Source organism: Lacticaseibacillus boliensis (assembly GCF_054784775.1).
Genome location: NZ_BAAIHN010000002.1, coordinates 145,310 through 171,886, shown reverse-complemented (window position 1 = coordinate 171,886; position 26,577 = coordinate 145,310). Strand labels below are relative to the sequence as shown.

General features: G+C 53.5%; 30 protein-coding genes, 1 tRNA gene and 1 other annotated feature. Of the genes, 27 read left to right on the top strand and 4 right to left on the bottom strand.

The window, feature by feature from the left end; genetic code table 11:
• Positions 1-207: 207 nt before the first annotated feature.
• From liaF to ACYVRB_RS01970, 3 genes are read left to right on the top strand one after another with little or no spacing between them, the layout of a single operon-like run.
• Positions 208-921 carry a cell wall-active antibiotics response protein LiaF gene (gene liaF, locus ACYVRB_RS01980; protein WP_461213222.1) on the top strand — a complete coding sequence of 238 codons (714 nt, stop codon included), beginning with the start codon at positions 208-210 and terminating at the stop codon, positions 919-921.
• A complete protein-coding gene (locus ACYVRB_RS01975; RefSeq protein ID WP_461213238.1) occupies positions 921-1,985 on the top strand; it encodes a sensor histidine kinase in 1,065 nt (354 codons plus the stop codon). Before liaF ends, ACYVRB_RS01975 begins: the two co-directional genes overlap by 1 nt.
• Complete coding sequence (locus ACYVRB_RS01970; protein WP_461213221.1) at positions 1,978-2,628, top strand: response regulator; 651 nt, start codon at positions 1,978-1,980, stop codon at positions 2,626-2,628. Before ACYVRB_RS01975 ends, ACYVRB_RS01970 begins: the two co-directional genes overlap by 8 nt.
• Positions 2,629-2,696: 68 nt before the next feature.
• Here the strand turns inward: ACYVRB_RS01970 and ACYVRB_RS01965 are convergent, their stop codons facing one another.
• Positions 2,697-5,309: a YfhO family protein gene (locus tag ACYVRB_RS01965; protein ID WP_461213220.1), complete on the bottom strand. Its 2,613-nt coding sequence runs from the start codon at positions 5,307-5,309 to the stop codon at positions 2,697-2,699.
• A 163-nt stretch (positions 5,310-5,472) separates the two neighbouring features.
• Here ACYVRB_RS01965 and ACYVRB_RS01960 point away from each other — a divergent pair, with 163 nt between their 5' ends.
• From ACYVRB_RS01960 to ACYVRB_RS01940, 5 genes are all read left to right on the top strand, one after another.
• Positions 5,473-7,596 (top strand): peptidoglycan D,D-transpeptidase FtsI family protein, encoded by a 2,124-nt coding sequence (locus tag ACYVRB_RS01960; protein WP_461213219.1) that lies wholly within the window; start codon positions 5,473-5,475, stop codon positions 7,594-7,596.
• Between the two features lie 172 nt (positions 7,597-7,768).
• Positions 7,769-8,446: a rhomboid family intramembrane serine protease gene (locus ACYVRB_RS01955; protein WP_461213218.1), complete on the top strand. Its 678-nt coding sequence runs from the start codon at positions 7,769-7,771 to the stop codon at positions 8,444-8,446.
• An 18-nt stretch (positions 8,447-8,464) separates the two neighbouring features.
• Entirely contained in the window at positions 8,465-8,671 is a 207-nt protein-coding gene (locus ACYVRB_RS01950; protein WP_461213237.1) for a YqgQ family protein, read from the top strand.
• A gap of 16 nt (positions 8,672-8,687) precedes the next feature.
• Positions 8,688-9,647, top strand: a complete 960-nt coding sequence (locus tag ACYVRB_RS01945) for an ROK family glucokinase (protein WP_461213217.1) — start codon at positions 8,688-8,690, stop codon at positions 9,645-9,647.
• Between the two features lie 19 nt (positions 9,648-9,666).
• Positions 9,667-10,074 carry a rhodanese-like domain-containing protein gene (locus ACYVRB_RS01940; protein WP_461213236.1) on the top strand — a complete coding sequence of 136 codons (408 nt, stop codon included), beginning with the start codon at positions 9,667-9,669 and terminating at the stop codon, positions 10,072-10,074.
• Between the two features lie 50 nt (positions 10,075-10,124).
• On the opposite strand, the gene ACYVRB_RS01935 is transcribed toward ACYVRB_RS01940, so the two are convergent.
• On the bottom strand, positions 10,125-10,304 hold the full coding sequence (locus tag ACYVRB_RS01935) for a DUF3042 family protein (RefSeq protein WP_461213216.1): 180 nt from the start codon (positions 10,302-10,304) through the stop codon (positions 10,125-10,127).
• Between the two features lie 103 nt (positions 10,305-10,407).
• On the opposite strand from ACYVRB_RS01935, the gene miaA reads away from it, so the two are divergent.
• From miaA to glnA, 4 genes are all read left to right on the top strand, one after another.
• A complete protein-coding gene (gene miaA / locus ACYVRB_RS01930; protein WP_461213215.1) occupies positions 10,408-11,334 on the top strand; it encodes a tRNA (adenosine(37)-N6)-dimethylallyltransferase MiaA in 927 nt (308 codons plus the stop codon).
• 2 nt (positions 11,335-11,336) lie between these two features.
• Positions 11,337-12,602, top strand: coding sequence for a methionine gamma-lyase family protein (locus ACYVRB_RS01925; protein ID WP_461213214.1), 1,266 nt, complete (start codon positions 11,337-11,339; stop codon positions 12,600-12,602).
• Positions 12,603-12,860: 258 nt separating this feature from the next.
• Positions 12,861-13,220 (top strand): MerR family transcriptional regulator, encoded by a 360-nt coding sequence (locus ACYVRB_RS01920; protein ID WP_461213213.1) that lies wholly within the window; start codon positions 12,861-12,863, stop codon positions 13,218-13,220.
• Positions 13,221-13,247: 27 nt separating this feature from the next.
• The gene (gene glnA / locus ACYVRB_RS01915) at positions 13,248-14,591 is read left to right on the top strand and encodes a type I glutamate--ammonia ligase (RefSeq protein ID WP_461213212.1); all 1,344 of its coding nucleotides are present in this window, start codon (positions 13,248-13,250) and stop codon (positions 14,589-14,591) included.
• A 355-nt stretch (positions 14,592-14,946) separates the two neighbouring features.
• Here glnA and ACYVRB_RS01910 read toward each other — a convergent pair whose 3' ends face one another.
• Positions 14,947-17,328, bottom strand: coding sequence for a Xaa-Pro dipeptidyl-peptidase (locus ACYVRB_RS01910; RefSeq protein WP_461213211.1), 2,382 nt, complete (start codon positions 17,326-17,328; stop codon positions 14,947-14,949).
• A gap of 116 nt (positions 17,329-17,444) precedes the next feature.
• On the opposite strand from ACYVRB_RS01910, the gene ACYVRB_RS01905 reads away from it, so the two are divergent.
• The 5 genes from ACYVRB_RS01905 (at position 17,445) to ACYVRB_RS01885 (ending at position 19,779) form a co-directional block, all read left to right on the top strand.
• A tRNA-Arg gene (locus ACYVRB_RS01905) sits at positions 17,445-17,518 on the top strand.
• A gap of 48 nt (positions 17,519-17,566) precedes the next feature.
• Complete coding sequence (locus tag ACYVRB_RS01900; protein ID WP_461213210.1) at positions 17,567-17,719, top strand: hypothetical protein; 153 nt, start codon at positions 17,567-17,569, stop codon at positions 17,717-17,719.
• A 22-nt stretch (positions 17,720-17,741) separates the two neighbouring features.
• A complete protein-coding gene (locus tag ACYVRB_RS01895; protein ID WP_461213209.1) occupies positions 17,742-18,602 on the top strand; it encodes a phage scaffolding protein in 861 nt (286 codons plus the stop codon).
• Positions 18,512-18,916 carry an SH3 domain-containing protein gene (locus tag ACYVRB_RS01890; RefSeq protein WP_461213208.1) on the top strand — a complete coding sequence of 135 codons (405 nt, stop codon included), beginning with the start codon at positions 18,512-18,514 and terminating at the stop codon, positions 18,914-18,916. Before ACYVRB_RS01895 ends, ACYVRB_RS01890 begins: the two co-directional genes overlap by 91 nt.
• A 740-nt stretch (positions 18,917-19,656) precedes the next feature.
• Entirely contained in the window at positions 19,657-19,779 is a 123-nt protein-coding gene (locus tag ACYVRB_RS01885) for a hypothetical protein (protein ID WP_461213207.1), read from the top strand.
• Positions 19,780-19,895: 116 nt separating this feature from the next.
• Here the strand turns inward: ACYVRB_RS01885 and ACYVRB_RS01880 are convergent, their stop codons facing one another.
• Entirely contained in the window at positions 19,896-20,156 is a 261-nt protein-coding gene (locus ACYVRB_RS01880; RefSeq protein ID WP_461213206.1) for a hypothetical protein, read from the bottom strand.
• A gap of 129 nt (positions 20,157-20,285) precedes the next feature.
• Positions 20,286-20,354, top strand: a sequence feature (ribosomal protein L21 leader region).
• A gap of 29 nt (positions 20,355-20,383) precedes the next feature.
• Between ACYVRB_RS01880 and rplU the strand changes: the two genes are divergently transcribed.
• The 10 genes from rplU to ACYVRB_RS01830 all read left to right on the top strand — a co-directional run bounded on the left by rplU (position 20,384) and on the right by ACYVRB_RS01830 (position 26,565).
• Complete coding sequence (gene rplU / locus ACYVRB_RS01875) at positions 20,384-20,695, top strand: 50S ribosomal protein L21 (RefSeq protein WP_125750593.1); 312 nt, start codon at positions 20,384-20,386, stop codon at positions 20,693-20,695.
• Positions 20,696-20,706: 11 nt separating this feature from the next.
• On the top strand, positions 20,707-21,051 hold the full coding sequence (locus tag ACYVRB_RS01870) for a ribosomal-processing cysteine protease Prp (protein WP_461213205.1): 345 nt from the start codon (positions 20,707-20,709) through the stop codon (positions 21,049-21,051).
• Positions 21,052-21,074: 23 nt separating this feature from the next.
• Positions 21,075-21,365, top strand: coding sequence for a 50S ribosomal protein L27 (gene rpmA / locus ACYVRB_RS01865; protein WP_054713775.1), 291 nt, complete (start codon positions 21,075-21,077; stop codon positions 21,363-21,365).
• 379 nt (positions 21,366-21,744) lie between these two features.
• Positions 21,745-22,302, top strand: coding sequence for an elongation factor P (efp, locus tag ACYVRB_RS01860; RefSeq protein WP_461213204.1), 558 nt, complete (start codon positions 21,745-21,747; stop codon positions 22,300-22,302).
• 33 nt (positions 22,303-22,335) lie between these two features.
• Complete coding sequence (locus ACYVRB_RS01855) at positions 22,336-22,779, top strand: Asp23/Gls24 family envelope stress response protein (protein WP_461213203.1); 444 nt, start codon at positions 22,336-22,338, stop codon at positions 22,777-22,779.
• 1 nt (position 22,780) lies between these two features.
• On the top strand, positions 22,781-23,182 hold the full coding sequence (gene nusB / locus ACYVRB_RS01850; RefSeq protein ID WP_461213202.1) for a transcription antitermination factor NusB: 402 nt from the start codon (positions 22,781-22,783) through the stop codon (positions 23,180-23,182).
• A 123-nt stretch (positions 23,183-23,305) separates the two neighbouring features.
• Entirely contained in the window at positions 23,306-24,163 is an 858-nt protein-coding gene (folD, locus tag ACYVRB_RS01845; protein WP_461213201.1) for a bifunctional methylenetetrahydrofolate dehydrogenase/methenyltetrahydrofolate cyclohydrolase FolD, read from the top strand.
• Positions 24,150-25,487, top strand: coding sequence for an exodeoxyribonuclease VII large subunit (xseA, locus tag ACYVRB_RS01840; protein WP_461213199.1), 1,338 nt, complete (start codon positions 24,150-24,152; stop codon positions 25,485-25,487). Before folD ends, xseA begins: the two co-directional genes overlap by 14 nt.
• A gap of 3 nt (positions 25,488-25,490) precedes the next feature.
• The gene (locus tag ACYVRB_RS01835; RefSeq protein WP_461213198.1) at positions 25,491-25,715 is read left to right on the top strand and encodes an exodeoxyribonuclease VII small subunit; all 225 of its coding nucleotides are present in this window, start codon (positions 25,491-25,493) and stop codon (positions 25,713-25,715) included.
• Complete coding sequence (locus tag ACYVRB_RS01830) at positions 25,708-26,565, top strand: polyprenyl synthetase family protein (protein ID WP_461213197.1); 858 nt, start codon at positions 25,708-25,710, stop codon at positions 26,563-26,565. The genes ACYVRB_RS01835 and ACYVRB_RS01830 overlap by 8 nt, the downstream gene beginning before the upstream one ends.
• Positions 26,566-26,577 lie beyond the last annotated feature (12 nt).

Genomic DNA, 26,577 nt, shown 5'->3' with positions numbered 1-26,577 from the left:
CACCGGCGCTTTTGTTTGAGCGGCGTGATCTTCGACTTTTGACACCGGCGAAATCGGTCTTGCGCCTCACTACAAGCCGACACTTTGACTGTATAATGTGATTATTAAAGAGATGAACTTTCATGATCGGCCGTGCCGTTTGTCGTCGCTAACGCGATCAGAAGCGGTCAGGCGCAGATGCCAGGTTTATCGTAAAGGAGACCTTCAATGACGCATCGCTGGCAGCTATTTTGGCTAATTGAAGCCGCGTTATTTATGATTTTATGTTATCAGATCGTCACGAACCCGCCGGTGCTTGTGGGCGTTGTGTTAGGCGTACTCGCGCTGGTGATCGGCGCGCATGTCAAACATGGGAAGACCTTTTGGCTGACGATCGGGTTGATTTCGGTGGTGATTTCCGTCTTTGTCAATCCGATGGTGTGGATCATGTTGTTCATGGCGGCTTGTGCGACTATGCATCTGCTGTCAGGCCGTGGCAACAGTAACTTTGGGCCTTGGGCGAAGAAACAATTCTTTGCAGTGACAACCAAGGAACCGCAGGCTAAGGCCGGTATGCGCCACACGCGGCCTTGGTTTGGCGACACGGCGATCGGGCAGACCCAATATGAATGGGACGACATCAACATGACGGTGGCAGCCGGCGATACGATCATCGACTTGGGCAACACGTATTTGCCCAAGGGGGAAAATGTGATCGTGATCCGCAAGGGGTTTGGCAAGACCCGCGTGTTGATTCCAGTCGGTGTCGGGGTCGCGATCGAACACTCGGCGGTGATCGGTAACCTGAGCGTTAATGGCGAAGAGATCCAGATGAAAAACGAAACCATGCAGTATTACAGTGATGATTACGATACAGCCAGCCGTCGCGTACACTTGCTTACCAACGTCTTGGTCGGCGATGTGGAGGTGTTGGCGGTATGATACGAGGACAAAGTGTTGTCTGGCAGTTTTTCTCCACGTTGGCGCTGGTGGGGTTGCTGGAAGCCGGGTTGGTGTTTATGGTGACCGACCAGACCCACGCCAATTTCGGCAACGTGTTGTTGCAAAATGTTTATTCGGCGCCGCTGGTCTTGTATCTGATCGGCGGCGCGGTCGCCGTTGCCGGGTTGGTGAGCGTCACGAGCTATTCGCTTTTGCGCCGGCAACACAATCAGCTGGCAAGGCGCCTGGCGGCCATTTCTGCCGGTCAGTATGATGCCACGATCTTGACCCGGCAAGGCCAAGCCGCCAATATTCTTGGCACGGATGTAGCGGGGATGCTTGAAGCCTTACGGCAGAAAATGATACGCTTACAGCGGGAAATTGAGCGCTATAGCAATACTCCGGTATTAGTGGCTGGGGAAACCAAGGAAGAGATTCTCACCCAAGAGCGGCACCGCCTGGCGCGGGAGTTGCATGATTCGGTGTCGCAGCAGTTGTTTGCGGCGATGATGATGCTTTCGGCCGTGCGCAGTGTCATGACCACCCAAGATCCTGATAATCCCTTGTTGAAACAGGTCACCACCATCGAAGGGGTCGTCAATGAAGCCCAAGCCGAGATGCGGGCGCTGTTGTTGCACTTGCGGCCGACGACGCTGGAAGGCAAGTCGTTGAAAAACGGGATCATCGCCTTGTTGCAAGAGCTGCAAACGAAGATCAAAATCGAGATCTCCTGGGAGCTGGCCGATGTCAAATTGGGCGCGGCGATGGAAGATAACTTGTTTCGGATCGTCCAAGAGTTGCTTTCAAACACGTTGCGTCATGCCAAGGCCCAAACACTTGAGGTGTATCTGAAACAAGTGGCCAACAACGTGGTCTTGCGCGTGGTCGATGACGGTGTGGGGTTTGACCCGGCGACCGAAAATACGACCGGCAGCTACGGCTTGTCCAACATCAAAGAGCGGGCCGCAAGCCTCGGGGGCACGGCGAAAGTGATCAGTTTTCCAAATCAAGGGACCAGTGTCGAAGTGCGGGTGCCGATAACGAAGGAAGTAGCAGATGATTAAGGTATTGATTGTAGACGACCACGAAATGGTGCGGTTAGGCATCTCGACTTATCTTGGGGTCATGCCAGATCTTGAAGTTGTCGGTCAAGCGACCGATGGCAAACAAGGGCTGGATATGGCGCTTGAGCTACGTCCGGATGTGATCTTGATGGATCTGGTGATGCCGAATATGGATGGGATCGAAGCGACGCAAAAGATCCTCAAGGCATGGCCAAAAGCGCGGATCATTATCTTGACGAGTTTCATCGATGATGAAAAGGTGTATCCTGCCATCGAAGCCGGTGCCGCGTCTTACATATTAAAAACCGCAACGGCAGAAGAAATCGCCAACGCGATCCGGCAGACCGCCAAAGGCGAATCCGTGTTGGAGCCACAGGTGACGACCAAGATGATGAATCGCCTGACCCAAAAACAGCAACCGGCGTTGTACGATGACCTCACCAACCGCGAGCGCGAAGTGTTGCAACTGATCGCCCAAGGCAAGTCGAACCAAGAGATCGCCGACGCATTGTTCATCACGCTCAAGACGGTCAAGACCCATGTGTCTAACATCTTGGCCAAGCTTGAAGTGGACGACCGCACCCAAGCGGCGATCTATGCCTTCAAGCACGGCTTGGTCAAAGAAGACCCAGACAACAACTGACAATAAATAAACAGGCACCCGCTAAATCGATCATCGATCTAGCGGGTGCCTGTTTATTTTGTCTGGCGTCACGCCGGCACGTGCGACTTGGCGTGGCGGCCAGTCGGGGTGAGCAACCACCAAGTCGCGGTGATGAACCCAGCGATCAGTGTGATCAGCAGGCCCCACCAAAGATAAGGTGGCGTGTAGGTCATGCTGACGGTGTGTTGCCCGCGCGCCAGCGGGATCGCCATGAACAGACCTAACACCCGTTTGGGCTTGGCGGGTTGGCCGTCGACGGTGACTTGCCAGCCGGCAGCTTCGGGAATCGTTGTCATCAAGACCTGCCGGCGGTGTTCGATCGTGATGGTGCCGCTGAGATGGCGATCGGTGCGCGTTGTGATGTGCCACGGGCTTTGCGCGAGGGTCGCCAACTTGGCGGTAACGGCGGCTTGGTTGAGGCGATACAGCGTCAGCTGACCGAAGTCTGCCGAATTTTTAAGGAGTGTGAACGTCAGCGTCTGTTTTTGATGCGGGGCGCTAGGCGTGACGTTGAGCAACAAGGGGTCGCGGAACGTGTCGTAGATCGGTACGCTGTGGCCGTTTTGTGTGAGTGAAACGACGCTGTCGGTGAAAGTGGCCGGGATCTGCAGGTAATACGGTTCCGTGGAACTGGCACTGAAGGTGTAGGTCACCGTGGCGAGGTTGCCATGTTTTTTGACGGTGCTGCCCGACCAGGCCGCGCCTTTGAGCACCGGCTCGGACAGCTCGGCTTGATGGAACAAGGTATCGAAACTACCGCCGCTCAAGTCGCTCAACAGCAACTCTTGGTTGATCACCGGCATCCCGTCGATCAGCTTGGTTTTGAGGATCTTGTCGCTGGCGGCAAAGCCCAGCCCTAGCGCATACGGATTCGTGTAGATGGTGAGGGCTTTGGTGCTGCCGGAACGCCCGTAACGCAAAAGGTCCGGACGCTCGGAAACTTGGGGGATGAACGGCGTCGTTGATGACGTGTCGGTCTTGGGGTTCAACCAGTATTTGAGATCCAAGAAGGCGTCGGTGATGAAGGTGCCGTTGGTGTAAGCGACAAAGCCGTCGCCGGCAGATTGACCGAGCTGGCCGAAGAGTTTCGGAACGCTGGGCTCAAACATCGAGTTGAACTGGTCGGTGCCCATGTAATCGACTTGCATGGCATCGTTTTTGGTTCGCAGCATCGTTTTGCCGATCCGATAGGTGCCGCTGTGTGCGTGTTGAATTTTGTCGACGCCGGCCCGTAGCGTTTCCGTGTAGGTATGGTAGTCCGAATGGCTGACGTAGCTGATCTGATTGAGGGTCAGCGCGGCGTTGGTGGCACTTTCTGCCACCATGAACACCATAAAGACCAACGGCGTGAAGCGGCGGCTGTCGTTGCGAATGGTGAGCAACAGCAACGCGAACAAGGCAAAGCCGATGGAAGTCGCCAACAAGGTGTTGTTCAAAAACGGAAATTGTTTGGGATGTTGCCAGATGTAGCCGCCGACGCCGAGATAAGCGGCCAAGCCGATGATCAGCTCACCCCAGTTGATCCCGTTGCGTAATTCTGCCAGGCCGCGCGTCGCCAGCACAAGCAGCCAAAACACGACCACAAACGAGAAGCGATACGGGTACCACACCGGAAACTGCATGCCGTGCCAAAAGAGGTCTAGCGGCTCCAACATCAGGGATAAGGCCAGAAATGCCGTCCAGAAAAAGGCGAACAGGCGCTCACGCCAAGGAATGTGGCGGCAGACGAAGTAGAGTAAAAACCCGATCGTCGCGAGACTGCCGACGAAGATGTTGGCTTGGCCGCTGGGCATCTGATCGAAGTTGAAGGTGCCGAAGAAAAATTTGCCGAGCAGTTTAACAGGGGCGTACTCAAACCGCCAGTGGATCTTGGTGACGGTGTAAGTCCCCTTAGACTGCGTGATCTGATAAAGCGTCGGCAACAACACCACCGCGGCCATGGCGCCGGCCAATAGTGCCCCAACGGCAAAACGCCAGATTGCCCGCCAAGCCTGGCGGAAGTTGCGCCAATCGCGAACCAAGGCGTAGCCGAAGTAGCCGATGACGAAGAGACACAGCATGTAGCCCATGTAATAGTTCGTGACGATCCCGGCAAGTAGCCAGCCGATGAAGGCCCAAGGTTTGGCTTGCGTGACCAGCGTGTCGATCCCGGCGGCAACCAACGGCAAAATGATGACGACGTCAAACCACATCAAGTTAAGCTGATTGGCGAGCATCCAGCCGCTCAACGCATACACGGTGCCAAAGCCCGGAAGCCACCAGCCCTGCCAGCCATGTCGGCGTAGCCAGTAGGCGAAAGCCATGCTGGCACAGCCGTATTTGGCCAGGGTGATGACCGCGATGGCGACGTCGAGCATGGATTTAGGAAACAGGCAGACGATGAAGTTGAAGGGACTCAGCAGATAATAGGCGAAAACCCCATACATATCGCCGCCGAGGTCCTTGTTGAACGCATAAAAAAGCTGTCCGGGATGCCCCAGAACGGTTTGGCGAAAATAGCTATAAAAATCGATGTATTGTTGTCCCATATCGACCGTCAATAGGCTGCTGTTGCCGAATGGATAAACGCCACGGCCGATGAAATAGGCCCCCATGATGATGATCGGCAAAAGGCAAGCGACAAGCAGCGGATGGCGGGATAAGTTGCGGTAGATGCGCATACTTCCTCCAAGATCACAAAAATTCGGTTAAAATAACGGGTTGTGGTGTCTCAATTCGTAACTTTACTATATCATAGAAGCGAAGCCATGGCGTTGTGGGCGTGATTTTGCTACACTGACATGGATAGCCGCAAAGGCAAACGTTCACTAAGGAGCTTGATTCGTGAAATATATTCGCACTCCGAAACCGAAGCGTGCCAAGTCGCACATTCCGTTTCGATTGAACCTTTTGTTTTTCTTCGTTTTCCTGTTGCTGGCAGCCTTGGTCGGCCAACTGGCCTATCTGCAGATCGTCAACGGCGGCCATTTTGCCGCTGAAGTCGATCGTACCGATCAAAGGGTGGTCACCGGGGCCGTGCCGCGTGGGCTGATCTACGACAGTCAAGGGCGCGCGTTGGTTGAAAACAAAGCCAACAATGCGGTGACGTTCACCAAAAGCGTGAATGCGACATCGCAGTCGATGTATGATACCGCCAACCAGCTGGTTCGCTATTTGCGCGTTGATGCCAGTGGCTTGCAGAAGCGGGATTATGCCGATTACTATCTTGCCGACAGCAAAGCCGCCAAAGCGGTGGTGAAGTCGCTACCGAAGGCGCAACAAAAAGAAACTTCTGCCACCAAGCTGTACAAGTATGAAGTCGCCTACGTGCAAAAGCACCTCCCGACGTACACGGCCAAGCAGAAGCAGGCCGCCGCGGTTTACAAGATCATGAACGGCGCGACTCAGCTGACGACCGTTTACATCAAGAATACCGGTGTGACGACCGACGAAAGTGCCAAAGTCGGGGAGCATCTCACCGACATACCTGGCGTCAATCTCGGCACCGATTGGGAGCGGTCCTATCCTAACGGGGATTCGATGACCAGTGTGATCGGGACGGTCAGCTCGACAAAATCCGGCTTGCCTTCAGACGGGTTGAATGCCTATCTTGCCCAAGGCTATGCGCGCAACGATCGCGTCGGGATCTCATACCTCGAAAAGGCCTACGAAAGTGTCCTCAAAGGCGCGAAGTCGCGGACCCAAGTCGAGTTGGGGACGAACAACCAGATCGTCAAGCAGGTGCAGACCTTCAAAGGTGAGCAAGGGGCTAATCTCAATCTCACCATCGACTCTGCTTATCAAAACAAGGTCGAAGCGATTTTGAAGTCGACCTTCAATTCGGCGCTGTCCTCAGGGGATGCGGCGCATTCTGACGGGGCGTTTGCCGTGGCGATGAATCCTAAAACCGGCGCCATTTTGGCACTGGCAGGGGAATCCCACAACGTCAAGACCGGCAAGACTTCAGACGATGCCTTAGGGGTCTTGAATCGCTCCTTTGCGATGGGGTCTGCCGTCAAGCCGGCGATGGTGTTAGGGGCCTTGCAAGACGGTGTCATCACCGTCAACAACAACACCCAACCCGATGTGCCGATCTATCTGCCAAGCACGCCGGTGAAGAAGTCTGTTTATCCGGTCGGGACGTTCAGCTCGCTGAACGCAACCACCGCGTTGCAGGTTTCCAGTAACATCTACATGATGCGCTTGGCGATGAAGGAAGGTAACGCCAAGTATGTCCCTCGAGAAACGATGACCATGGACAATGGCGTCTTCAACAAGATGCGGCGATACTTCTCCGAGTTTGGTCTCGGCCAGACGACCGGCATTGATCTGCCGGGTGAGGTCAAAGGGGTCGAAGGCTCGACGATGCTGAACGGGTCACTGGCCGTCGGTTCTGCGCTTGACTTGTCTTATGGGAACTATGACACGTACACCTTGATGCAGATGGGGCAGTACGTTTCGACAATCGCCAACAACGGTTACCGGATGAAGCCGTACATCGTGAAGTCGATTTCGCAGACCCTCCCCAACGGGACCAACGGACCGACGATCGAGACGACCAGCCCGCAGGTACAGCTCAAGATTCCAAACACCCAAGCACAGATCAACTTGGTCAAGCAAGGGATGTGGCAAGTCGTTCACGGCACTAACGGCTGGACGACCGCCACGGCGCTGAACACCTTGAACCCTGGGGTCGCGGCTAAAACCGGGACGGCGCAGACCTTCACAAGAAGCGATCCGACGAACGACAGCTCCGAATTGTTGGAAACGACAACGCTGAGTTTTGTTGGGTTTGCCCCGGCGAAGGATCCGCAGATCGCCATCGCGGTCGTCGTGCCAAACTTGACGTCTGATTCAAGCAACTACAACTTGACGATCGGCAAGCAGATGATCAGCGACTATTACAGCATGCACAATATCAAGAAAGACAGCTCATACAGCGCCCACCAATCCAGCATCAACAACTAGGCAGACTGCTGAAAAAATGCTACACTGAATAAGTCTGTTGGCAAAGCCAACAAGGGTAGCAGGACTTGTTTGTGGACGTGGTCGAAGACAACAGGTTCGCCTGTTGTTTTTTTGTGAAACTGATTCATCTGAGTTGTACTCGGAATGAATAAGAACGGAAAGGAGCGCCCGAATGCGTAATCGATCTTGGCAAGACACGCCAATCGTGACCTATGCGCTGTTAGCGGTGACGGTCGCGATGTTCATCCTCGAAACCGTCGTTGGTGGTAGCCAAAATCCTTGGGTGCTACTCGAACTCGGCGCCCGTAGCAACCAGCTGATCATGGCAGGTCAATGGTGGCGGTTGATCACCCCAGTGTTTTTGCACATCGGGTTGGCTCACATCGTCATCAACGGGTTTTCACTGTATTATCTGGGCATGATCTGTGAGCGAATCTTTGGCCATTGGCGGTTTGCGGTGATTTATCTGGTTTCAGCGCTTACCGGGAATGTCGCCAGCTTCGTCTTTTCGTCATCGGCGCTTTCTGCCGGCGCCTCGACCGCTATTTTCGGTTTGATGGGCGCGTTTTTGATGCTCGGTGACACGTTTCGGCACAATCCTGTCATCAGCCAGCTGGCACGACAGTTTGCGCTGTTGGCCGGGATGAACCTGATCTTCAATCTTTTTGCGCCTGGGATCGATATTGCAGGGCATATCGGCGGTTTGGTCGGCGGCTTTTTGATCGCCGGTTTGGTCGGCGCCCCGCAACTAGGTAAAACCAGCCTCGCGCGGCGAACGGTGATGGGAGTCGTGTTGGTGGCGGCGGTCGTCGCCTTGATGGCGATGAGAATGACAGGACAGGTGGGCTAAATGCAACTATATCCGACGATGTATACATTCTATGATGTCTTACAGTTGCTGAAGCGCTTTGGGACCTATATTCATCTAGGCAACAGGCTGTGGGATATTGAAATGGCGGCATCAGAAGTTGATCGCCTGCACCAGTTGCGGTTGATCCCCAATGACACGTACGCGAACGCCAAAGTTGTCTTGCGCCATGTCCATGAACAAGAAAAAAAGCACCCATTAATTTAAACTACGGAGGAACACGATGACTGACAAGAAGTTATTAGGTGTCGACTTAGGCGGGACCACTGCAAAATTTGCGATCTTGACCCAAGACGGTGAGATCCAACAACGCTGGAGCATCGATACCAATATTATGGACGAAGGCGCCCACATTATCCCCGATATCATCTCATCGATTCAAGAGCACTTGAGCCTGTACAACATGACCGCAGATGATTTCCAAGGGATCGGGATGGGGACGCCTGGGACAGTCGATACCAAAGCCGGCACTGTGATCGGTGCGTACAACTTGAACTGGAAGACCCTCCAACATCCAAAACGTGACATCGAAGCGGCAACCGGGATTCCTTTTGCCATCGATAACGACGTCAACGTCGCTGCCATGGGTGAACAGTGGAAAGGCGCCGGCGAGGCTGCAGACAATGTGACCTTAGTTGCCTTAGGTACCGGGATTGGTGCCGGGATCATTTCCGACGGGCATTTGTTGCACGGTGTTGCCGGTTCTGCCGGTGAAGTCGGCCATGTCACCGTCGATCCTAACGGGTACATGTGCACCTGCGGCAAGCGTGGGTGTTTGGAAACCATCGCCAGCGCTACCGGTGTCGTGCGTGTCGCGCGTGACATGGCAGAAGAATTTGCCGGTGATTCCGCATTGAAGCAGACGCTTGATGACGGTGAAGAGATCTCCAGCAAGATCGTGTTCGACGCTGCCAAGGAAGGCGACAAGCTGGCCTTGATGGTCGTTGATCGCGTGGCATATTTCTTAGGCCTTGGGCTCGGCAACCTGGGGAACATGCTCAACCCTGAATACATCTTGATCGGTGGGGGCGTCAGCGCTGCCGGCGACTTCTTGTTGACACGGGTAGAACAATACTTCAAGCAATTCACATTCCCTAACGTTCGGGAGACAACCAAGTTACGTTTGGCCACACTCGGCAACACTGCCGGTGTGATCGGTGCTGCAAGCTTGGCTCGCCACTAAGGAGGCAATCATGCAGACCATTTTCGCTTATTTATTCATTCTGATCGGTGCCGGTTTGATCGGCTACGCCGGGAATTATCTCTGGCTGTGGTACCGCAAATCTCAGCTCAAATCGATCGGCGGAGAAATCGATCCGGCGGAATTTGAGGCGAACATGCGCAAAACGCAGATCATCGATCTTCGCGAGCGTAAAGACTTTGACGCTGGCCACATTTTAGGCGCGCGCAACATGCCTTATTCCGTGATCAAAGAGCGGATGACTGAGTTGCGCCCGGATTTGCCGGTGTATCTATACGATGCCGCCGGTGAGCTGTCGGTGCGTGCCGCAACGCGGCTGAAGAAGGCCGGTTTCACCGATGTGCACTGGCTGAAAAAAGGTTATCAAAACTGGTCTGGCAAGACCAAGAAAAAGAAATACGCCAACTAGGCCACTAAAAAACCCGCCAAGTGGCGGGTTTTTGTATGCGGCTGACCAAACTAGCCCATGTGTGCAGCGTGACGCTTGCGGTTAGCTTTGGCCCGGTTTTCGTTGATTTCTTCGACTTTGGTTTCGACAGGCTCGATGTAGCTCTTCTTAAATGCTAAGACACTGCCGGCAACGGCGGACACAGTCATGATCGTACCGAAAAAGAAACCTTTAGCAAATTTATGTTTCATAGATATCCCTCCAGTGATTCGTTTTTGTCTTGCTGACCTTATTATACTAAGAAAATCCGATACATGCCACTGAGGGCTATCGGAAGAAGGGGAGACGTTGAAGATGCAACCCAAGCTATTAATGATCGGCGGCCCGACCGCGGTTGGAAAAACAGACTTATCCCTTCGTCTGGCCAAAGCCTTCGATGGCGAGATCGTCAATGCAGATGCCTATCAAGTCTATCGTGGGATGGATATTGGTACGGCCAAAGCAACGCCTGAAGAGCGCGCAGGGATCCCCCATCACCTCTTGGATATCATCGCGCCGAACACACCGTTTTCTGTTGCGCAGTTCAAACGTCGTGCTGAAGCGGCGATCCAAGACATCACAAACCGCCAGAAGCTGCCGATCATCGTCGGTGGCACCGGCTTTTACATGAATGCCTTGCGGCTGGGCTTGCCGCTAGGGGGAGAAGCGCCGCCTAGTCCGTATCGCCAGACGTTACACGATGCCTTGGCCGCAAACGGACCAGAGTGGTTGTGGCATCAGCTGGCAGACAAGGACCCGGCGGCCGCCGCGGCCATTCCCGTTGGCAACAGCCGGCGGGTGATTCGGGCGCTGGAGGTGATCCACGAAACAGGGCGGTTATTTTCGCAGCAACCAGAACCAACGCCCCAATACGACACACTCGTCATTGGCCTCACCACCGAACGTTCTGTTTTGTACGCACGTATCAACGCGCGGGTGCAGTCAATGATCGCGGCCGGCTTGGTCGACGAGGTCAAGGACGTGGTTGCGATTGCCGGGCCGGATGCCCAGGCGCTTAAGGCGATCGGGTACAAAGAGTTGTTGCCTTATCTTGCGCATACTGCGTCGTTGGCAGATTGCGTCGCCGTCATTCAGCAGCACTCGCGCCAATACGCCAAGCGGCAGTTGACCTATTGGCGACATCAGATGCCGACCCACTGGTTTGATCTGATCGCCCACCCAGAGCAATATCAAGCAATACTCAGCCAGGTGACTGCCTGGCGCCAACAGGAGGAAATGTAAAATTGAGTTGGAAAGATGATTATGATCCAAAGCTCGTTGATGTCGTCGCCAAGGTAGACGCTAAGATTGCGCCGCGCCTGGCAGAAATCGATGAGCAGATCGTTGAAAACCAAGCAAAGGTGTTGAAAAGCTTCCAAGCCCACCACGTCGCCGAAAGCGATCTGTACGGCTCGACGGGTTATGGGCACAGCGACGAAGGCCGCGACAAACTCGAGGCGATCTACGCGGATGTGCTAGGCGGCGAAGACGCCTTAGTCCGGCCGCAGTTTGTTTCCGGCACCCATGCCATCGGTGTTGGGTTGCTGGGCCTGGTCCGGCCAGGAGATGAGATCTTATACATCACCGGCAAGCCATATGATACCTTACAAGAGGTGCTGGGCTTGGCCGGCAACGGTGTTGGATCACCAAAAGAATATGGCATCAACGTCGACTATGTGGATCTGCTGCCGAATGGTGAGGCTGATCTTCCTGCCATTCAAGCGCGCCTGCGGCCTGAAACTAAAGTCGTTGCGATCCAGCGCTCGCGCGGCTATGCGACAAGAGATTCGTTCACCGTTGCCAAAATCGCCGCGATGGTCAAGGCGGTCCGTGCGGTCATGCCAGACGTTTGGATCTTTGCTGACAACGCTTATGGTGAGTTCTCGGAAACGCAAGAGCCGTTACACGTCGGCGTCGACGTGATGGCAGGGAGCCTGTTCAAAAACGCCGGCGGTGGTTATGCCAAAACCGGTGGCTATATCGTTGGCCGCCAAGACTTGATCGAACGCATCAGCTATCGCTTTACTGTGCCTGGTTTAGGCGGTGCAGAAGGGGCGACCGTCGGCGCGTTACGCGACATGTATCAAGGGTTCTTCGTGTCGCCGCAAACCACCGGCAACGCGATCAAGGGCTCGATTTTCGAAGCCGCGTTGCTTGAAGAACTCGGCTTGACGGTTAGTCCGAAGTGGGATGCACCGCGAACCGATCTGATCCAGACGGTGAACTTCGGCAACCCAGACGACATGATCCGCTTCGCCGCGGCGGTGCAGGCCAATTCACCGGTCGATTCGTTCGTGACGCCGATTCCAGAAAAGATGGCAGGTTATGAAGATGAGGTCATCATGGCCGGCGGGTCGTTTGTCGCCGGGTCGACGACCGAATTTTCCGGTGACGGCCCGCTACGCCCACCTTACACGCTATACATGCAAGGTGGCCTGACGTATGCGCATGTCAAGATTGCCATCATCGGGGCGGCGCAGGCAACTTTTTTTAACAAGCAAACGAAGTAATGTTCGGCTTTTCGTTGTGACCCCGGATGGTTTATCATCCGGGGTTTTGTGATATAACGGTGAGAGTATCATGGGTGAATAATTGGTCAATTATGGCAATAGATTTGAGATAGTCCCGATAATCAAGGAAAATTCGGTCTAATCCAGGTAAAATTTTCACATTTTTTCGGATAGATGTCAATTATCCTGACATCTGCCATTGACGCCGGCCGGTCTAGTTGCTAGTATAAACCCTGTTATCGGAAGGAGGCCTTGTTGATGCCAGATATCGGCGATTTAAGAACACGGTGTGTCCTGCCCATTGGTACAGTGATTCAGTTGACTGATCTTACCGCGCGTCAGATTCGGTATTATGAGGCTCAGGATCTCGTTCATCCCGAACGTACGCCGGGCAACCATCGGATGTATTCGCTTAATCATATCGACACGTTGTTAGAAATCAAAAGCCAGTTGGCAGATGGTTTCACGTTGGCCGATATCAAGCAGCTGATGCATCCGCGGCATCGTGAAGCAAATAGCGATGAGGAAGTCCGCCAGATGTTGCGTGATGAGTTGATGAATCAGAGCCGCCTGAATCCAGGCGGCCATATCCGACAGGGATTTGGCTTTCGGCCGTAACAACAACTAAAAAGGAGTCCAACAAGAATGGCAAAGAAGACGATCACAGCCGACGAAATTCGGCAAAGTGTTAAAGAAGAAAATGTAAAGTTTCTCCGATTGATGTTCACTGACGTCAATGGGATCATCAAGAACGTCGAGGTGCCGATTTCTCAACTTGAAAAGGTACTGACTAACAAGATTGCGTTCGATGGCTCGTCCATCGATGGCTTTGTTCGGATTGAAGAAAGCGACATGCGCCTTTACCCAGACTTCAACACGTGGTTGTTGTTCCCATGGGGTAACGAACACGGCAAAGTCGCACGGCTGATCTGCTCCGTGCACAAGTCTGACGGGACGCCTTTTGCCGGCGACCCACGCAACAACTTGATCCGCGTGGTCGACAAGATGAAGAAGGCTGGCTTCTCTGCTTTCAACATCGGTCCCGAACCCGAATTCTTCTTGTTCAAACTCGATGAAAATGGCCAGCCAACGACGCACTTGAACGATAAGGGCTCCTACTTCGACTTCGCGCCACTGGATCTTGGCGAAAACTGCCGGCGTGACATCGTGCTTGAACTGGAACAAATGGGCTTTGAAGTGGAAGCTTCTCACCACGAAGTCGCACCTGGACAACACGAAATCGACTTCAAATACACTGATGCCTTGGATGCTGCCGATAGCATCCAGACCTTCAAGCTGGTTGTGAAGTCCATCGCCCGCAAGCATGGTCTGTACGCGACCTTCATGCCAAAGCCACTGCAAGGCATCAACGGCAGTGGGATGCACATCAACATGTCCTTGTTCGCAGACGACAAGACCAATGTCTTCTACGACGAAGCCGGCGAAGATCAACTCAGCATGACGGCTAAGCATTTCTTGGCTGGTTTACTGGAACACGCTCGTGGCTTGACCGCCATCAACAACCCAACGGTCAACTCCTACAAGCGTCTGGTCCCAGGCTTTGAAGCACCTGTTTACATTGCTTGGTCTGGTACCAACCGTAGCCCGTTGATCCGTGTGCCACAATCTCGCGGTTTGTCGACACGGCTGGAATTGCGTTCTGTTGACCCGACTGCTAACCCATACTTAGCGATCGCTGCCATCTTGGAAGCAGGGCTTGACGGGATTGGCAACGCCTTGACGCCTGAAGATGCGATCGATCGCAACATCTACCGTATGCAAGACGACGAGCGTAAAGCCAACCATATCCAAGATCTGCCATCGACCTTGCACAATGCTTTGAAGGCCTTGGCCGCAGATCCGATCGTCAAGGGCGCTTTAGGTGACCATTTGTATCAATCTTTCAAGGACTCCAAAGACCTCGAATGGGCAGCCTATCGTCAGTCTGTTTCCGAATGGGAACGTGATCAATACCTCGAATTATACTAATTCGAACACGAAGCTCTCGCTTACGCGGGAGCTTTTTTGATGCACACGGTGACGGTAAAGACTTTGCAATTTGCGAACGAAAAATCGTCGCGTTCCCGGGAAAATGGCATCCGACAAATTTTTCATTTGGTGCAAGCAAGCGGTGGATCGGCCAGTTGCGAATATAATTTTCATCGCACCAGCATGTGTGGCAAAATTGATGCCGCAGATGACCGGTCAAGTTTGGGGAGACGAGCGTGCCTTCTCAACAAAATGGCGCTGGCGCCAAACTGGACGAGAGGCTTGTGCGCTACGGCGAATCTCTCGTCAATAACAAATAAGGACCCAAGCTCAGCTTGGGTCCTTATTAGCGTTGTTACGCATCAGTTTCTGCCGGATGGCTTGGTAGCATCAATGTCGACGACGCGAGATCGAGGTGGTAGTTAACGACATCGACTGGCCGGATGGTTTGCGCCATGTCGGCGCCGTGGATGATCAAGCCGAGTTGCCGGCCGGCCGGTAGCAGGTAGTGCGTCGGTTGCAGGTCAAGATCGACGGCGAAAGGCTTGCCTGGAGTGATTTGTTGAACCTCGTAAGCGTTGTGGGGGTTTTGCAGATTTAAGTGGCCATAGCTGATCAGCTTGCTGGCTGTCGGTTTGTCGGCCTGCGTGAATTCGCGGATGTCGACGTGTTTGCCGTCATAGGCGAATTGGTAGGTCCCGCGGTCGACGATGGTCGCTACCGGATTGAAGCGCTTGGCTTCTCCCAGGTCGATCAGTCGCACGCTGAGGATTGCGGTGGGGGCATCGATCCACAGCTTAAGGTGTAGATGCGGCGTGCCTTCGATCACCATTGGTTCGGTTTGTGCGGCCGCGGTCAACCACAACCGACTGGCTTGATACGCGCTTTGAGGTTGAATGATCGCCTTTTCAAAACTGGCCGAGGTATCGCCGACGCGGTTGAACGTCGCGGTGCTGTCGTCGGCAAAGCTTGCGCGATTTGACGTGAAGTCTTTGGCGAGGTTGAAGGCACGCGTGACGCTGCCCTGGCCAAAATCGTCTGCGGTGTGCCACACTTCCGGGGTGATGTTGTCTTGAATGGTAACGTTGGGGAGTTGGTCATCGGCGCCGTTGTCAACGTCCAGGAGCTTGGCACTGAGCCAGAGATTCATCATGTCGGTGAAATCGAGTGAACGAATGTCGTTGAGGTAGACGTGTTGGCCTTGATGCAAAAAGAGTTTCTTGTGGATCGGCAGATCGCGCAAGCCTTCCCAGAAGCGGATAACATTGGCGGGTTTGACGTTGGTGTCGTTGAGGCCATGAACACAAACGACGTCGCAGCGGATATTTTTGATCTGGTTGCGATAGTTGCGTTCATCCCACCATGCGTTATAGTCGCCGGTTGTCCGATCTTGGGCGGCAGAGATCGCCGCAAGTGATCGTTCCCACTGGGAGTTGATGCTCAGCATGTCGCCGGCTTGTTGGAGTCGAGAAAAGGTATCAACGGCCAACACGTCGGCGTCTTCGCCTTGGAACCCACCGGGGGCGACCACTAACCCGTTTTCGCGGTAGTAATCGTACCAACTTGAGATGGCCGATTCGCTGATCACCGTTTTGAGACCTTCGACGCCACTGGTCGCCGCCGCGATGGCGAGGGTGCCAAGGTAAGACTTGCCGGTCATCGCGATTTTGTGGTTACACCACCACGCATCGATTGTCGTGGTGCGGGTGCGGTCGGTGAAAGCACGTCTGGATCCGGCTAGCCACTCGATCACCGCGGTGGCACTAGCGGTTTCGCTTCGCCCGCCGATGCTTCTGAGTCCATCTGAACCTTGCGTGCCAACGCCGCCAGAGTAGACGGTGGCGAATCCACGCGGTAAAAAGTAGTCGTTCAACGAATAGATGCCGTGTTCAGCACCGTAAACCGTAGCGGTATGGGTTGTCGCCTGCGCTTGAGGCTTGGGTAAGCTGACAGATGCTTGCGGCTGAAACGTGACTTCTTGGCGGGAATGCGAGGTGGTTTTTACCGCCAGATGTGATTCGGGCACATGCGTCGCGGCTTCGACTTGCGCGTCGTTAGTGCCGTGAAAATAAGGGTTGGCCGTGAACAGTGCTGGCATCTTAACGCCATTGGCGGTGGCTTGGGGGCGGAAAATGGTCGTTTCAAGCAGGTCGCGTTGGCCGTCGTGGTCGGTATCGAGGTCTGACTCGACCCACACCACCTCACGGATCAACTGCCGTGCGTCAAACACTGGCAGACTTTTACCGTTGAAGAAGCGATATTGTTCCGGAAGATCTTTGAGTAGGCCGCGGTTGGCGAGGTCATCGAGATAGTTGACCAGATTCGGCGTACGCGTGGTCAATAGCAGGTACAACGCCTCAAGCCATTCTTGGCTTGTGTGCAGATCATGGTCGATCACCGGCAACTTGGCGGCGCGCATCTGGGTGACTGCGTCTGTTAGCGTGGCTAGTTCAGGCTGGAAGCCGAGCAACTGTAGCGCAACGGCATAAAAAGCCGTTTGCGTCATCTGCGTCGGGGCCGTCGCAAGCCAATCGGCCAGGGTTTGATGCTGATCGACCGCAATCATTGCCAGTGTTTGGGCAACGGCGGCTTGGGTCGACGCCTCTGGGAAAAGGTGCGCGTAATTGGTCCGTACAACCTTGGCGAAGTCGCCGGTCGTGGTGAAGCCGAGGCTGGCCAGTTCTTCAAGCTGCGTGTCAGGCGTGACGGTGATGCGTCCATATTGGTTTAATTGCATATTGATCCCTCGTTTCGTGTAAAAGGCTACCTTCAGTGTAGCCATCTCGATCAAGCGGGGCAAGGATTCCAATTGACAGCCGAGTTGGCCTTTCCTATAATGAGTAAGTTAGTTATGCGTCAGTAGCTCAGTCGGATAGAGCAATGGTCTTCTAAACCATCGGTCGCGGGTTCGAATCTCGCCTGACGCATCATTGCCATTAATAAGCTATACGACGAAGGGAGGTTCAGCTACTACCATGAAGCATAAACTTGATTTCACCTTGCAAGATGATAGTCACAAGCCATCAAAGGCTGAGGAAGCAGAACTTCAGCGGCGTATTGCTGAGCGTGAGGCCCAACATCCGGAAATCAAGCGGATGGAAGAACGTGTGGCAAAGGAACTGCTATGAAATAGCACTCGCCATCAGGTGGGTGTTTTCTTTTACCCAAAATCATGAGCATTCGCCTAACAGCGGGCGTTTTTTCTATGCCCAAAATATCGCCTGTGATGGCATACAACTCACCGTCGCTGTGGCGCGCACAGCACAAATCCTTGAGTGCGGTCATCCCTCGTTACAAATTACGAGAGAGGTGTATCACATGAAACGTGAAGATTTGCAAAAGCTTGAGTTGATCGACGAACAGATCGACAAGGTCATGAAATTGCATGGCGTCGATATCCAAGAAGAACAAAAGGCCAAAGAGGCTTTGGAAATCTTAACCACAGAGCATTATGGGTTCAAAGAGCAGATCGCGCAGCGCGATAAGGACCTCAAGGCAATCAAGAAGAGTGCAGCGGATAGCGAAGAGCTGACCACTAAGCTCAACGACTTACAGTCCAAATACGACACCGACGCTGCAACCCTCAACCAGCAGTTGGAATCGACCAAGCTTAATGCGGCGTTGACAGCTGGCCTTGCTGGGTCTGGTGCTCGTGACATTGCCGACATTCAACGGTTTTTGAAGTCTGACGAGCTGAAGCTTGGGGTGCAGGCAACGTCAATCTCTATGCGCCGGTCCAGATCGAGCTTTGCAACTTCACTGACAAGGCGCGTGCGCTCAAGGCCTACTCCAATTACATTGAGCTCATCACTGAGATGCGCAAAAAGTACAACATCCCGGCGACGCTCGATGATGGCAACCGCACGGCTGGGGTCAAGACCCACAACTGGTGCAGTCGAAACTACGGCGGATCAGATTACGTGGATCCAATCGGTTACCTGGCAAGCCTTGGCATTTCGCAAGCGCAGTTCGCCGCTGACATCAAGCCCAGCAAGGCTAGCGCTAAGGTGACGACCAGCTCCAAGCCAGCCACTCAGTCCGTTGCCAAGTCTGCATCAAAGTCGTCCGGTCTGCCGGCAGGTGCCACTGCTGAATCTGGTACCTTCGTCAATGGGGACACCAAAATCATGAACCGGGTGGGCAAGCCATCCACGTCTGCACAAGAAGGCGGGTATCTGCCAGCTGGCGCGTCGTGGAAGTACGACGGCTTTATCAAGACTGGTGGCTACACGTGGATCACCCATGTCTATCAAGGGCAGCGGATCTATCTGCCAGTGCGGCAATGGAACGGTAATAGCTCGACCCCTTGGGGAACATTTAAATAGCATCATTCTAACCTGGTCGATTTCGACCAGGTTAGAATTGCCTCACTCTGCTAACGCAGCGTGGGGCTTTTTTATTTTACAATTCAATACAAAATAGTGTTGTAATTGCATACACTATAGTGTCCAAGGAGGTGATAAGAGATGTTGAAAAAGGGCAACAAAAGAAGCCCAAAGGACTGAGCAACAACACCACGTTGCCATTGGTAGCACTCATCACAGCACTTGGACCAATAGCCAACACATTCATCAAGTGGTTGCTTCGTCGATAGGACTTCTGGGGTAAGGGCTAAGGGGCCCTTACTCATAGTGTATCATCGCCCAGGCATCTCGTCATCATGAACAAGAAAACACAACGACGTGTCCTCTAAGTTGCCAAGTCACTCAAAAAGACACCGAGTACAGTGCTCGATGAGATGATTGTGCTTGAAGAAAAATAGCCCCTGACGCGATCGACGCCAGAGGCTACTTTTGTGGGCGGATTTTTTGGAGTGCCACGTCACCAGAAAAAAGGTAAGGTGATGAGTGAGGGTGTGGGGTGGCACCTCGATTTATTTTACCCAGGAATTTGGGCAGATAGGACTTAAGGCTGATGGTATTTATGTTGCCGTGTGTTAACATAATGTCTGATGTTAATTGACTAAACAATGTTGATAACACTTGACGAGCTTACTATTATATAGTATTATAATGACATCGCTACCCAAAGACCATTCACGTGTTATCGAATGGAGGTAATATTTATGACTTATCGAATTCAACTCGATATGACCACACAACAGTTCATCGCAATCGATACCAAAAACCAGAAGCATACTGGTGTTGGCCGGACGATCGAACAGGCTGTGGCACAATTAAAAGCTTAAACCAAATGACGCGTCGGACACTTGTCTGGCGCGTTTTTGTGGGTTACACTTAAGTTCCTTGGCAGGGGCAGGCGCGAGAACTTTTCGCGCCTTTTTCTATGAAAAAAGCCGCTAACTTAGCGGCGATGGGCAGACTTGCTACTACGAAGCCAAGCGCGGAAGCCAAAAAGGCCGCCGACGATGAGTAGCATCCATAATATGTAGAGAATCAAGAAGACGCTGGTCCAGCTGAACAAGGCCCCAGCAATGATAGCCAAGACAATACCAACCACGACGCCACAGACAATGTTTAACGGCGTCGGGATCCGGGCGATGATCGTGATCAATAGCCCGCCGGTGATCAGAAAGATTAAGATATCGATGAGTGCAATGAGCATGAGACACCTCCTCATGATGATAGTATACCGGTGAACTTAAGACTGGACAAGCACTGTCAAGAAGTTTTTCTTGTCGTGCTTGCACGCAAGGGGGATTTTTGATACAATCAGAGCGTTGTATTTGTCACCCCTCATCTGCAACCGCACAATGTCAGGTATCCAAGCATAGCACCTGACTTGGCGAGTCATCAGGGGAATCGCCTTAGGGCATACAGGAGGTGCACAAGATGTACGCAATTATCAAGACTGGCGGTAAGCAATATAAAGCTGAAGTCGGTGAAGCACTTTACGTCGAGAAACTCGATGCAGAACAAGGTGCGACCGTTACCTTTGACCAAGTAATTTTGGTTGCAGGTGAAGGCGACGCCAAGATCGGCACACCAACGATCGACGGCGCTACCGTTACCGGTAAGGTTGAGAAGCAAGGCCGTGAAAAAAAGGTTGTTACCTATAAATACAAGCCTAAGAAGCATTCTCACCAGAAGAAGGGTCACCGCCAACCTTACACCAAGGTTGTCATCGACGCGATCAACGCCTAAGAGGCCAACTCATGATCAAAGCACGCTTCACGCGCGATGCGCGGGGTAACATCAAACAATTTGCGATGACTGGTCACGCCGATTCCGGCGCGTATGGCCAAGATATTGTTTGTGCGGCGGTTTCCGCCGTATCGATCGGTGCGGTCAACGGGATCGAGGCCTTAGCCGGCTTTGAACCGACTGTCGACGCTGATGAGGTCAACGGTGGCCACATGGTAGTCACCGTTGAACAGGAATTGACGGGTGAACAGAGTCATATTGCCCAGATTTTGCTTGAAAACCTGATGTTGTCCATGCAGAGCATCGCCGAATCGTATGGCGATTATGTTCAGATCGAAACTTCTAATCAATCCTAACTCTACATTCGGAGGTGTAACTCATGTTAAAGATGAACTTGCAATTCTTCTCTCACCATAAGGGGGGCGGCTCGACTTCCAACGGCCGTAACTCCGCTGGTCGTCGTCTGGGCGCTAAGCGTGCCGATGGCCAAACCGTATTGGCTGGGAACATCTTGTACCGTCAACGCGGCACGAAGATCCATCCGGGTCTGAACGTCGGTATCGGCGGCGATGATACCCTTTTTGCTAAAGCTGATGGCGTCGTTAAATTCGAACGTCTTGGCCGCGACAAGAAGCAAGTATCCGTTTATCCAGCGGCACAAGCTGAATAATCAGAAACGCTCCGGCGACGGGGCGTTTTTTTGTCGGATGCCGCTAGCTGCTGGACGGCTACCAACGTTCCAGCAGTTGGTTGCACAGAATGGTGCGCGTTAAGTTTTTCCTATTCTGTGTTTTGTAAGCCCGCGCGTGTGGGGGTCAGGTGCCACACGCACCAAGCGATTGGGTAATATTGAAACTGTCTTGCCAAGCAATCTGTTGCTTGGTATTGGAGGTGTGCGTATCGAAGACTCGGTTTTGATCACAACAGACGATCCGATCGTCTTGACGTCACAAGCCCCGCCGACCCCAGAGGTCGTGCCGGTTTGACTTGCGCGCGAATCACCCGCTTGCTATAGTTAATCTAGTACGAGACAATAATGGAGGAAACACATGATTTCTGTTAACGATTTTAAGAACGGTTTGACCATTGAAGTCGATGGTAACCTGTGGCGTATCGTGGAATTCCAACACGTTAAGCCTGGTAAAGGTTCCGCCTTCGTGCGGTCGACCCTGAAGAACTTGCGTACCGGTGCGGTTCAAGAAATGACGTTCCGCTCAACTGAAAAAGTTGAAAAGGCGCAAATCGACACCAAAACCATGCAATATTTATATGCTGATGGCGACTCGTACGTCTTCATGGATATGGAAACCTACGAGCAATTGAGCTTGCCAGGCGACGAGATCCGTGAACAGCTGAAGTATATGAAGGAAAACATGGAAGTCAAGATCATCATGCACGGTGCCGAAACCCTTGGTGTTGAAGTGCCAAATACGGTGGATCTTGAGGTCAAAGCAACCGAACCCGGCATCCGTGGGAACACTTCTTCAGGTGGTTCCAAGCCTGCAACCATGGAAACTGGCTTAGTGGTTCAGGTGCCGTTCTTTGTTAACGAAGGTGATGTGTTGACCATCAACACGCAAGACGGTACGTACATTTCCCGAGCATAGATGTTGGGACAATAATTTCAAGGAGGCTGTCACATGGCTGAAGAATCGAATATCATCCTCGCCAACCGGACGGATGCAGAAGGATCGATCGAGATCGTTCCAGAAGTGTTAGAGGTGATTCTAGGAATCGCAGCGGGGCAAGTGGATGGGGTCTACCAGATGCGTGGCAGTCTAGCGTCCACAATCAACGCTTGGTTTGGCCGGGCTAATCACGGCAAAGGCGTTGAATTGACTGTCGATGGCGATAAGCTTGAAGCAGACGTGTATGTGTATTTGAATTATGGTGTCGCTGTGCCAAAGGTGGCGATGGCGATGCAAGAATCTTTGCGCGAGCAGTTGCTTTATATGACAGATTTGACGCTCGACACGGTCAATGTGCACGTGGTTGGTGTGGTGCCTGAAAAGGCCACTCAAGTCGACCCTAATGATCTGTTCAAAGACGACGATGATGACAATGAAACCGAGGAAGACGACTAACATGCTAGGCAGACACGAAAGCCGCGAAGCAGCCTTCAAGGCGTTATTCGCATTAAACGCAAATCCTGAAGCCGAACGCGAGGCCGTCTATGCAGATGTGCTTCCAGAAGGTGAAGCCGTTCCTGCCTACATGGTCGAATTGGTTGACGGTGTCTTGGCGCATCAAGAGGCACTGGATACGACCATCGCCGGTAAGCTCAAAACAGGCTGGCGCATTGAACGGTTGACGAAAACAGATTTGATCTTGTTGCGACTCGGATTGTATGAATTGCAATATGAAGAGATCGCAGACAAGGTCGCCATCGATGAAGCCATCGAATTGGCGAAGAAGTACAACGATGATGCGTCGGCCAAGTTTATCAATGGGATCTTGGCGCACTTCGTTACCAATGATCAGCAATGATCGTGAAGCCGGGACGCTAACGCGTCGCCGGCTTTTCGTATTTTTGCCCGAAACACTAGATTTTTCATAACGACTAATAGCATAATTAATGGCATGGGTTTACCCCTTTCGGAGGAGATTAAATTGACGATCGTACTTGATGGCAAGAAAACTGCCGATGCACTGATGACCGATTTACAAGCAACCGTGAGTGACCTAGAAGCACAAGGGGTGACACCAGGCCTAGCCGTGATTTTGGTCGGCGAAGATCCTGCCAGCGCGATTTATGTGCGCAACAAGCATCGCCGCGCCAAAGCGTTGGGAATCCGCTCGATTCAGATCACTTTGCCAAAAACCGCCAGCCAAGAAGAAGTCTTGGCGGCGATCGCCAAACTGAATGCAGATCCGACCATCGATGGGATCTTGGTGCAGCTGCCGCTGCCTGAGGGCATCGACGAGCAGGCAGTGATTGCGGCAATTTCGCCAGATAAAGATGTCGACGGGTTTCATCCCGTCAACGTCGGCAAGCTTTGGAACAACATGCCATCGGTGGTCGCATCGACGCCGTATGGTATCATGGCACTATTGAAGCATTATGATATCGATGTTACCGGAATGAACGCAGTGATTATCGGGCGTTCTAACATCGTTGGTCGGCCGATGGCGGCATTGCTGTTGAATCACCATGCGACCGTGACGATCGCGCACAGCCGCACCAAGGATTTGGCGGCAACTGCGCGTAACGCTGATTTGTTGGTCGTGGCGACCGGACGTGCGGAAATGGTGACTGCGGCGATGGTCAAACCAGGGGCTATCGTGATCGATGTTGGGATGGACCGCAACGCCGCAGGTAAGCTGGTCGGGGATGTCGATTATGCCAGCGTGGCGCCGATCGCCGGTGCGATCACCCCAGTGCCTGGCGGTGTCGGCCCGATGACGATCGCCAGCTTGATGTTACAAACAGTTGAATTAGCAAAGAGGCGAGTACATGCCAACGCATGATTATCTCAGTGTGACGACGCTGACGGCGTATCTCAAACGTAAATTTGATCAAGATCCTTATCTCGGTCGGGTGTATTTGACCGGTGAGCTGTCGAATTTTCGATTGCGACCGGGCCACCAATATTTTTCTCTAAAAGATGACCACGCCAAGATCAGTGCGGTCATGTTCAAGACTGCGTTTGCCAAGTTGAAGTTCCAGCCCGAAGAAGGGATGAAGGTGATGGTTGTCGGCCGCGTGACGATGTACGCGGCTTCCGGCCAATATCAAATCGTCATCGAGCACATGGAACCAGACGGCGTCGGCCAGTTCTATCAAGCCTATGAGCAGTTACGCAAGAAGCTTGATCAAGAAGGTTTGTTTGCCAAAAACCAGCGGCCGCTGCGGCAGTTTCCGAAGCGGGTCGCGGTGATTACCAGTCCCAGTGGCGCGGTGATCCAAGACATCCGCACGACGGTGGCGCGGCGTTATCCCGTGTTGCAACTGGTGCTTTTCCCCGCCCTTGTGCAAGGCGATGCTGCCGCAGATTCGCTGGTGAAGCAGTTGCGACGGGTCGAAGCAATGGGGGACTTCGATGCCCTCATCATCGGCCGCGGCGGTGGGTCGATCGAAGACTTATGGCCGTTCAACGAAGAAGTCGTCGCCCGGGCGTTGGCTGAGATGTCAATGCCGGTGGTCAGCTCTGTCGGCCATGAAACCGATACGACGATTGTCGACTTTGTCGCCGACCGGCGCGCGGCGACACCGACGGCTGCTGCTGAGTTGGTGACGCCGGTCACGCTGGTGGATGCGCTCAACGGCATTGCCCAATATCGCCAGCGCGCGACTGCGGCGATGCAAAACCGCCTGGCGACGGCGCGCCAGCGTGTCGAACGGGTCAGCAACAGCGTCGTGTTGACCCAGCCCAGCCGGTTGTATGACCAATACGCCCAGACTGTCGATCAATTGCACAACCGACTGGAGCAGGCAATCACGACGAAGCTGGCGGATTGGCGGCATCGCTTGTCACTCTGTCAGCTGTCGTTGTCACCGCGGGGCTTGCAACAGCGCGTCAGTGCAGATCGCCACACGGTCGTCACCGACCAAGAGCGGCTGAACAACGCGATGGCCACGTTAGTCGCCCAGCGGCGCGCTCGCGTGCAAACCGCAGAAGGGGCGCTTGATCACCTCAGCCCGTTGAAGATCCTCGGACGAGGCTACACATATGTGACTGACGATGCGGGAAAGATGTTGAAGCAAAAAGCCGATTATCATCCCGCAATGGCGGCAACAATTCACACGGTCGATGGCGAAGTGCCGGTTGTGGTACAGCCAGAAAGGAAGTAAACGATGGCGGAACCAACTTTTGAAGAAAATCTCGCGCACTTAGAAAAAATCGTGGCGCAACTGGAACAAGGGGATGTCCCTTTGGAACAGGCCCTCGCGCAGTTTAAAACTGGCGTGCAGCTGAGTCAGAAACTCGAGAAGACGCTCAAAGAAGCCGAACAGGCAGTGACTTTGGAAGTCACCGACGACGGTGAGACTAAGCGCTTGGACACGAAAACCGATGCTTAACGCTAGGACGCAAGCCTTCGTCGCGCCTGTGATGGCGACAATCGAAGCCCATCTTAAGACGATCACGACCGCACCGCTTCAAGAGGCAATGCGGTATTCGCTAGAAGCAGGCGGCAAGCGCCTACGCCCGCTGCTGTTGTTGGCGGTCGTCGACAGCTATCAAGGCGACGTCGCCGCGGCCTTGCCGGCGGCCGCGGCGCTGGAGTGTTTGCACACTTATTCGTTGATCCACGACGACTTACCAGCGATGGATAACGACGATCTGCGGCGCGGTAAGCCGACCAACCACAAGCGCTTTGGTGAGGCCTTGGCGATCCTTGCAGGTGATGCCTTGCAGGCGTCTGCCTTCACGCTGTTAGGCCAGACGGCAACCACGCCGGCACAACTGGCGGAATGTCTGCGGTTGTTTGCTCAGGCGGTCGGGGCCCAAGGCATGGTCGGCGGGCAGGTGTTGGATATTGAAGGCGAACAGCAACACCTCGATCTGCCAGCACTGCGGCATCTGCATGCGTTGAAGACTGGGGCTTTGATCGAGGCTGCGGTCAATCTCGGGGCCGTGTTGGCGGCGGTACCGGCGGCTGATCAAAAGGCCTTGGCGCAGTTTGCCTCGGCGTTTGGAATCGCGTTTCAGATTCAAGATGATATCAACGATGTGACAAAAACAAGCGCGGAGTTAGGGAAAACCGCCAACAAAGATGTTGCGGAACACAAGAACACCTATCCGGAACTGTTGGGTCTGGCCGGTGCGCAAACCGCACTGGCTGAACAAGTGGCCACAGCCCGGACCGCGCTGATGTCGTTGTCGCGGCCGGTACCACAGCTGGTGGCGTTTTTAACCTATTTCGGGTAATTCAGGAGGATG